Source organism: Anaerobiospirillum succiniciproducens DSM 6400, from assembly GCF_000482845.1.
Classification (GTDB): domain Bacteria; phylum Pseudomonadota; class Gammaproteobacteria; order Enterobacterales; family Succinivibrionaceae; genus Anaerobiospirillum; species Anaerobiospirillum succiniciproducens.
Map to the genome: position 1 here is coordinate 1 of NZ_AXWV01000102.1, position 9,157 is coordinate 9,157.

Annotated in this window: 5 protein-coding genes and 1 tRNA gene; 1 reads left to right on the forward strand and 5 read right to left on the reverse strand. The window is 41.2% G+C overall.

Going from position 1 to position 9,157, the window contains the following annotated elements; translation table 11 throughout:
• Nucleotides 1–38: 38 nt before the first annotated feature.
• The 4 genes from H524_RS0111180 to H524_RS0111200 form a co-directional block, all read right to left on the reverse strand.
• Nucleotides 39–126, reverse strand: a tRNA-Leu gene (locus tag H524_RS0111180).
• Between the two features lie 571 nt (nucleotides 127–697).
• The gene (gene minE, locus H524_RS15600) at nucleotides 698–1,018 is read right to left on the reverse strand and encodes a cell division topological specificity factor MinE (RefSeq protein ID WP_044122179.1); all 321 of its coding nucleotides are present in this window, start codon (nucleotides 1,016–1,018) and stop codon (nucleotides 698–700) included.
• Between the two features lie 369 nt (nucleotides 1,019–1,387).
• A complete protein-coding gene (gene minD, locus H524_RS17785; RefSeq protein WP_027940271.1) occupies nucleotides 1,388–2,209 on the reverse strand; it encodes a septum site-determining protein MinD in 822 nt (273 codons plus the stop codon).
• Between the two features lie 724 nt (nucleotides 2,210–2,933).
• The gene (locus tag H524_RS0111200) at nucleotides 2,934–3,782 is read right to left on the reverse strand and encodes a septum site-determining protein MinC (protein ID WP_027940272.1); all 849 of its coding nucleotides are present in this window, start codon (nucleotides 3,780–3,782) and stop codon (nucleotides 2,934–2,936) included.
• Between the two features lie 697 nt (nucleotides 3,783–4,479).
• Between H524_RS0111200 and H524_RS15605 the strand changes: the two genes are divergently transcribed.
• A complete protein-coding gene (locus tag H524_RS15605) occupies nucleotides 4,480–4,803 on the forward strand; it encodes a YcgL domain-containing protein (protein ID WP_044122181.1) in 324 nt (107 codons plus the stop codon).
• A gap of 446 nt (nucleotides 4,804–5,249) precedes the next feature.
• Here the strand turns inward: H524_RS15605 and H524_RS0111210 are convergent, their stop codons facing one another.
• Nucleotides 5,250–8,414, reverse strand: a complete 3,165-nt coding sequence (locus tag H524_RS0111210; RefSeq protein ID WP_027940273.1) for a PP2C family protein-serine/threonine phosphatase — start codon at nucleotides 8,412–8,414, stop codon at nucleotides 5,250–5,252.
• Between the last annotated feature and the right edge of the window lie 743 nt (nucleotides 8,415–9,157).

Genomic DNA, 9,157 nt, shown 5'->3' on the forward strand with positions numbered 1-9,157 from the left:
AGAAACAAAAAAAGATGCTTGCGCATCTTTCTTGTAATTGGTGCCCAGGGCCGGGGTCGAACCGGCACGGATGTTTAGTCCGAGGGATTTTAAGTCCCTTGTGTCTACCAATTTCACCACCTGGGCAATCAATTTTTATTGTTATCAGGTCGCTGACAACGTGGCTCATTATAAGGATTTTCACATCCTATGCAAGCATCTAAATGAACTTTTTGTAAAAAAGATCACAAGAGTATGCAAGATGCTGATATTTAAGCTGTTTGTTTGTCTTTGTGTCTGATGGTATGAATGCTAATAATCTTAACTTTTGAGGGCTTAATAGCCAATATCTGTGGCTGTGTTGAAGAGTTTTACAAAAGCAAAGATAGAGATTTTTGAAGAAGAGGCATAATCCTTCGGCTAAGCTATGATCTTTGCATAAGCATATTGGCCGTTGCTTGTAAGCCTTGCCGCTTTCGCAGCATATCTTTATATGCTTAGCAATGCTTACGCTGACGATCTTATTCGAGCGTATGCTGCTTAGACTTGCTCATGATCTTATGCTCATATGCTATGAGATGGGGTGGGCAGTGGTGGGGCTTTTGGCGTAGGTGCTAAGAGGCTTAATGGGGCGCAAAAAGCAAAGGCCGCTACTGCGGCCTTGAGCGTAAGTATGTGCATGAACATAAAGCATGGGCCTTATGTCAGGGCACCATACTTATTTGTCGTCAGCTGGCTTAACGTCAGCAAGCTGCAGATCGCGGTACTCTTCAGCGTCTAATGAAACTGACATCTCAATGATGTGTGCTTCATTAGTGTTAGCGTACTTCACTTCGACATTTTCCTGAGTTGCCTGAGGAATATACTTTCTCAGAACAGCTAAGATCTCGTCGTTGAGCTGAGGTAAAAAATCTGGGCTGTTGATACCAGCTCTATCATTAATGAGCAAGATACGCAGTCTTTGCTTAGCAGTTTCGCTACTGCTCTGCTCTTCTTTATCTGAGTTAATGATTTTCATTAACGAAGACATTAAAGACATATATTCGTCCTATCTTTTGTTAGTAGACTAAAGTCCAATAACAGCATCAAAATCTGTTGAGTCTCATATCCTTTAAGATAGCGCAGCAGACCTGTTGAGTATTGCCGCTGTGTGCGTTTATGCACGAACTATCTTTTTCAAGCCCACATCTCGTGTTGTAGCTGCAGCTTGTAGCTTTTGAATAAGCATTATTATGTGCATGTATTGATGAGATTCATCGAGCAAACAAGCACATGTTAAATGAGGCTAAGGCACTTTGTGCTAAAAAGCCTATTATTCAAGTTACGAGAGTAGATTTATTTCAAGAGTATGAGTAAAAGTGCTCTTAGACCTTATTAACTGCAAGCTAAATTAAGGCTAGGGTAAGAACTATTTACCAAAGAGCTTGGAGAACCAGCCCTTGTTTTCGGTCATGAAGCGTAATGGAACGTCATCACCGAGGAGACGTTCGACGGCATCCTTGTATGCCATACCAGCTTCAGACTTATCAAACATGATAATAGGCAGACCCTTGTTAGATGCCTTTAAGACATCAGCAGACTCAGGAATTACGCCTAAAAGAGGAATGGTAAGTAACTCGTGAATGTCATCAAGAGATAACATCTCATCCTTACGTACACGAGATGGCACGTAGCGGGTGAGTAATAAGCGGTGATCTACTGGCTTCCAACCATTTTCGGCACGACGTGACTTAGCATCGAGAATACCAATGATACGGTCAGAGTCACGAACTGATGAAATCTCTGGGTTGGTAGTAACGATTGCAGTATCAGCATAGTACAGGGCAATTAAAGCACCTGACTCAATACCAGCTGGGCTGTCACATACGATGTACTCAAAGCCCATGTCAGACAGCTCCTTAAGTACACGGCCTACGCCTGAATAAGTAAGGGAGTCTTTGTCCTTAGTCTGAGATGCAGCTAAAACGTAAAGGTTGCCACCTTCAGTGTTCTTATCACGAATCAGAGCCTGGTTTAAACGAGCCTCACCGTGTAATACATTGATGAAGTCATAAACAACACGACGCTCACAACCCATGATGAGGTCAAGATTACGCAGACCGACGTCGAAGTCGATAACGCAAGTCTTGTGACCCTTTTGTGCCAGACCAGTTGAAATAGAAGCAGCAGTGGTAGTCTTGCCTACACCGCCCTTACCTGAGGTAACAACGATGATGTGAGCCTTGAAGATATCATCAACAGGCTTATCTTCCTCGTCATTTCTAGTTGCTACGTCTGCAGCATTAGCTTCCTGTTCGTTGGTCTCAATGTTGTCTTTGCTTTCTGACTTTTCAGTGCTGTTTTCTTGCTCAACAGAGCTGCTCTTTACTTCCTCTTCGGAAGCAGCACTAACATCAGCTGCTTTTGACTTGTCGGATGTATCTTTCTTAGCCACTTGATCCAGCTTCTCTTGTGATGGTTGTTCTTTAGATGCTTCAGACTTTTCGTCCTTAGCGCTTGATTCTTCATTGCTCTTATCAGAAGTGCACTCATCCTTAGACTCTTCATTAGACTCTTTTTTGTCTGTGCACTCTGAGCTATCTACCTTGGCATTAGCGTCAACTTGAGTCTCTGTAGAGCAATCTGAAGAAGTCTCATTAGTGCTTATCTTCTCTTCGCTCTTAGAGGTCTCAACCTCATCGCTCTTAATTAACTTTTCTTTGTTATCAGCAGCTGTGGTTTTAGTAGTCTTGCTAGCTGATGTAGTCTTTTTACGGGCCATGATTGTAACCTTTGCCAGTCAGTATGCTGAGCATTAAACTTGCGTGTTTGGGGTAAACCGACTGTAGCGGTAAATTTTGTATCTGCCATGACAAAATATATTAAAGTTCTTGTTAAACCTTCAATAATCTTGTTTAGACAGCGTGACTATCAATGCTCTAGAGTTCTAGTTCATTGATAAGTAAAACTTTTCTTTAGTTGCGGAAGTCAGGTAAGGTTGAGTAATTCAAATTGCCATCTTTGAGGGTAATTACAAGCCCTTCTTTCTTCGCACAAACTTTCGATAGTTCTTTATCGTTATCAAGATCTTCACCGGTACGGTAGTTACCGGCAATGGAGATCACGCCAGGATTAAAGTTTCCTTGCACGTGAATAATCGCATCTTCTAAACCAGGATCTTGATCGTTCTTTGGTGCGCCTGCAAAGATATCTGCACCATTGACGTTGCCGAAGACAAAAACATGGTGAGATGCAACAACACGTGCATGCGTACTTACAGAACCATAGATTGCAATTGAGGCATTGTCACCATTAATCTTTTCGCCTGAGCGGACATTGCGGCGCACAATACGAACAGGTGCAGGTACAGGGATCTCATACGGTACTTTAACTTCGTAAGGTACCGGGATCTGTACAGGAACTTTGACCTCAATAAATTTGGTGATGATCTTTGGCTTGAGATTCTCCTCTCTAATTCGCGCATAGCGGTTGGAATTAACCACCGGAATACGACGTCGAACTAAAGCCTCATATCGATCTTCATTGATGACGCCAGTGACGCCAACTAAAAACAAATCGTGAGCACGGCAAACATCCTGAAGCTTAAGGAAATCAAAGGAGTTGAGATTTCCTACATTTTCAACGTTAAGTACTACAGATGTATGCTTATATGCGTCATGAGCACGATCAACTTTAGAAGATAGGATCTGCTCTAACTCTTCGACCGATCCACTTTGAATCTTAATTGCGGCCAAAGAAAAGCCCGTATGAGAAATATCGCCGACGGGCAAAGAATTGTGCTGCACTTGTGGTGCCGAATCCATTCTTCAGGTCCTTTTTTGACTGATGAGCGATCAGCTTTGAGATTGCCATAAGCAATTAAGCAAAAAGCAAACGCCATTGGCTATTACAAGCGCTTGTTAGTGAAATTGATTGCCAGAATTGCTAATCGATAGAGCACTTGAACATACTATGGTTGCACTAGATTGCTGATCGATTTAATTAACTCATCGCCACGAAAAACTATTAACCTGACAATTCTAACACATAAGCTGATTCTTATTAGCAAAAGCACCGCAAATGATATGTCATCCGTAACTATGAATGTCAGCATTTACTCTGAGCACTAAGCATAATCATTAATATGAACAAGCTCTTTATAAAAAGAAAGTCCACTGTGCATTGGTTTAAAACATTTAGTGCCATGTGGTGTATCAATTTATGTTAAAGAAACGATCTCTTAGATTATCAAGAACAGTATGCTTGCATAGCGACTACAAAACGGTATCAATACAATAGAGAGTAATGCATTTAAGTGAGCTTAGCTTTGTTTAGGTATATGGCAGTTGTCACGGCTTGAAAGATATAAGCTTGATTGCAAAGAGTCTTTAGCATAAGATTTTCGGCCATGCTTTAGGCTAAAGAGGCACCTTTATAGCGTTAATCTTAGCCTAGATATCTTGCACAGCGAGTACAAACATACGTGCCTAATGTTTCGTGGCACAACTAGAGGATTATCAAATGGAACGTTTGGCCTACGTATACAAAAGCCGCAAGAAGTTGCGCACTTATCTGTATATACCTGAGAAGGATGTGTTCTCTCATATCCCATCAGGTTTAATGGATGCTTTTGGCGCTCCTGAGTTTGTTATGGTGTTTAAGCTCCATAAAGAGCGTAAGTTACAAAAGATCACAGCTGAAGATCTGATAAAGGCTTTTGATGAAAAAGGCTTTATGCTGCGTATCGATTTAGAGAGCGAGGAAGACAATATGCTCAATCAAGAGCGTGCTCGTTTAGGTCTGCCTCCTTTAGAAAGAGAACAGATTAGCGACTACTTCCACTAAAATGCACAAGACGCTCTTGTGCACCTGACACCCCTCTCGTATCAGAGCTGCGTTTATACGCGATCTGATACGAGCCATGATCCTAAATGCGATCCTGCCTCTTTATTACCCGCCTTAGCAGCCACCATCTGATCTAGCAAGAGAAGATGCACCCTCACCCCATTAAGCAAAACAGACAAAAAAACGACGAAAATGCCACCCCACCGCAAGATAAAGTGAGCTTAGAGTAGGCTAAAGAAAGCAAAATACGCTGCGCTTAGAGTGTGCTAAAGAAAGCAAGATACAGTGCGCTTAGAGTAGTCCAAATCAAAGGGAGTCTTGACTGAAAGCCCCATTTTAGGAAGTAAAAATTGCAAGTAGACAGAGTAGCTACTTAAGGCTTGAGCTTGATAAGCTGCCTTACTTTTTTGTAATTTCAGGCAGCATATCTAAGTATTGATTAAGCTTTAGAACTTACAACAAATGATGGTGCAATCATTCTCTTGCTTAACGTCATTGGCAAAGCTTAATAGCTTCTTCTTTAAATTATGGACAGTGTCCTTAGCGCTATCAAAGCTCTCGTCTGAAAGCATTTCCTCAAAGCCTTCTCCACCAAGCTTCTTACCATGGTGGTTAACGAAGTCGAGGATACCGTCAGTGTAGAGCAAGATGCTATCGCCTTCATCAATATAGATGTCGTAGCTTGAGTAGCACTGATTTTTATCGCTGCCTAAAACGACATCAGAGCGGATATCGATGTACCCAAAGGTCTCATCCTTGCGCTTGATTACTGGCAGTGTATGACCTGCGTTGAGTAAGGATACGCAGTTAGTGTTCTTATCAATGAGCATGATACACATTGAAGATAGAGTCTTACCCTCATACTTACTAAAGAGCTGCTTGTTAAGGATAGTAACAGCCTCACCTAAGTTAATCAGCTTGCGTGAGCACAGCTCCACGAGCTGACTTGTAAGCATAAGATTGAGGCTAGCTGCATCGTAAGCGGTCTTACCCGTACGGTTAACCGTACCGATCACCACTGCGCTAAAGTCATTGCTTAGCTTAAAGTAGTCAAAGTAGTCACCAGTGTAGCTATCTGCACGCTTGCTATAAATAGCCATGTTCTCAGGCAGCTTTAACTTAAGTTTGTTTAAGTTACTCTCAGACTCATTTTGTACCTTTTGTAACTTAAGCTCTTTAATTGAAGTCTTAAGCTTGTCACCAGAGACATTCTGCAGCGACTGAGTGTACTGATAGAGAGACTTGGTCATGAGCAAGACGCGCTTTGAGAGTGTTCCAATCTCATCATTACGCTCTGGCAGATCTTTAGATATACGATCCAATAGATCGCTATCTTGAAGCAGGCCAGCCATGTGTCTGAGCTTGTTATTAATGGTCTCAATATCGGCAGCATCCTTCTTAGAGTGCTTTAAGAACAGCGCCAGACCAGTAAAACATAGTAATAAGCCAACTAGACCAGTGATAAGCAGATAATGAGTCAGATTAGTATGGTTGTTATTATCGCCACCACTTACTATGATGAACCAATTTGCTGGAGCAAAGTGTCTAATCGTAATGTATCCATCAATATTCGGATCGTAATGCTGTGAGATGCCAGTGACCTTTGCATCATTTAACACATTCTCAGGGATAGAGCGAATGAGTTCATCCGGGATCGCTGTATCGGTTAATGAATTGTAGTCAGAGTCAATAAGTAAGATCTGTAAAGATGTAGAGTCGGAAGCATACTTAACTGTCTCGTTGATGCTATAGGCGATCAAACGCTTTAAGACAATGTCCTGCTTGTGCAGTCTAGAGATATCACTAATAAGTACTAGCTGCAGGTTACCTAAATTGCTCAGAGGTGAGGCAGAAACTAAGTAGGCAGCACGACGAGTTACATCGCTCTTATTGATATTGATCTCATCATGAACAATAGGAGAGGAGTTGCCTGGAGCAATGCTTGCTGGTGGCCGTGGCTGTATTACATGAGCAGTATGAATATGCTGCTCATCCACGTATTGAGCCTCTTTATGATCGCGTGTAGCTAAAGCTGATGCAGCGGTCATGGCGTCTACATACAACTTATGTTCAGAAGCTATAAAATCATGTGTATCGTTAGCTTCGATTGATTGCTCATTTTGAACATTTTCAAGAATCCTAAGATCATGGTTCTTTTTATATGACTGCATAAACATCTCATACTCTTGATCTGAGATGTCACGGTACATAACCGAGAAACTATCGGTTTTCTTGTCAGATGCATCAACAATAAAACTAAAGAGGTTGCGCTTAGACCCTTGGTTATATAGCTCAGAGAGCATGTAACGATGTGAGTCATCTAAGAAAACATCCTCAGATGGATTGTTCTTATTGATAACAAATGCTTCAAAGCCTAAGCGATGGAGCTCTTCTAGATGCATGTGAATCAACTTATAAAGCTTCTGATCTTGTGCTTTAGCATGAGTATTGTCTTGATAGTCATGATCTAAATAGGCATGAGGGTTAGACTCGGCAAAGAAAAGTGATTCTCTCTGACCATTGCTCTTAGAAGAATGGTTATAAGTTGGCTTCAGATGTTCTTGTAATAATTTATAGTTGCGCTTGTTTACATTAGTAAGGTTGCGCTTATTCTCTGTAACAGTATCAGCGTGTTTTTTATTTTCATCTTCAAGATATTCGTCTGATAAAACTTTACCCAAGAGCGCTTCAGGTGTGCTTGAAACATCACCACTAGCATATGCAATGAGTTCTTTTACTGATGCATCTTCACTTTCCTTAGATGCATTAGCAGCGCTGGTACTAGGAATTTTTGGGTTATCTTGAGCCTTTTTATATGCTGAGCTTTTCTCAATAATAGTAGAGGCCGCATCATGAGATGCAATGCCATGGTTTTGATCTACAGCTAAGCTGTTTGATTGACCGCTAGCTTGAGTACTCTTGCTTGCACCTGAGACACCATCAACAGCGTTTCGTTTATCTAAAGCAGCATTAATTAAAGAAAGATCATCACGAGTTGTGGTGGCAGACTCGGTTCTTGAATACCTTCTTTCAAGCTCAGCAGCATCATCTTCAGATGCGATGTTTGGGGTGGCATTGTTAGTTGGATTGATAGCAGCATCAACCACAAAGGCAGACTTTGCTCTGTCTTTATTTAGTACATCCTGCACATCTTGATTGTATGTAATGCTCTGCTGTGAAGAAGAGCCAGAGACATTATCTTCACTCTTGGTATCAAAGGTATCTAACGTATTCTTTGGTGCAGCGGCATTGCGCTCTTGAATATTGTGCAGCGAGGTAGATAAGTTTTTGAGCAATGATCCGCCGTCAGATGCTGTGCTCTCATCTAACATATCGTAAATAGAAAGATCTACCATGCGGTGCAAACGCTGCAGCTCATTACGCACTAATGTAAGGCTTGAGTGACGTGAGATCTGATTAAAGATGAAAGCATTATCAAGCTCTTTATTAAAGAGCTGAGCAACATTGTTTTGCACCAGCTTCTCTTGATTGAGATGCACGTTGCTCCAGAAAGCCCAAGTGAAGATCAGCAGAAAGATAAGAGGTAAGAAGAGCGTGATAGTTGCATAACGCAAAGCACGTCTTGCCATGCCTGACTCTCTAAAAATCATCGACAACCTCTCTTAATATAGTCACTCTAAGCGTAGCTCAAGCAAAAGTACTAACAAAGATGCTCTATAAGCATGTACGTAAAAGCCATAATACGGCTCAATGCTAGCAAGGTGGTTTAAGACCAATATTTGAATGCCTCATATGAATACTGCCACATTGTCTTAGTGATCGGCATTGAACAAAACTTAGTCAACCAGAAGCTCTTAAAATAGATGAAGTAATGATCTATCCTTTCTAGCAGGATATAAGAGCAATGCAATAAATACCTGCCAAGATAAAAAGCATAGCTAGCAAAAAAGATTAAGCTTGGCTTAGAAGTGATACTTCCGCCTCTAGCACATAGTGCTTAATACTCACACCACACATTTGGCACAAGCTTAAAGCTATTGGGCATCTGTTAATTTGCCCCAAGCTCAAAGCAAGTAATATATGGGACCTTCTATTATTCAAATTCTAAAAGCAGTAAGCAAGTTTTAAAAATGGCAAGATGACTTTGACAACTAAAATGATGTTGAAACAAAGATTGTTTTACTAGCATTAGTGCGTTTTTTGTATGTCACTCCTTGATTTTTACTTGCATAAGGCGTGACAGCCCCTCCCGCCGTTTAAGCAGGATATATTGAATTACGATCCAAACTTTTAGTTACCTTGGCTAGAATTTGATTTTTATACCAAGATTGATTAGCTGCATTACGTTATAAAACATTGCCACTAAATGGTGATGAGCATCTGCACGCTTAAT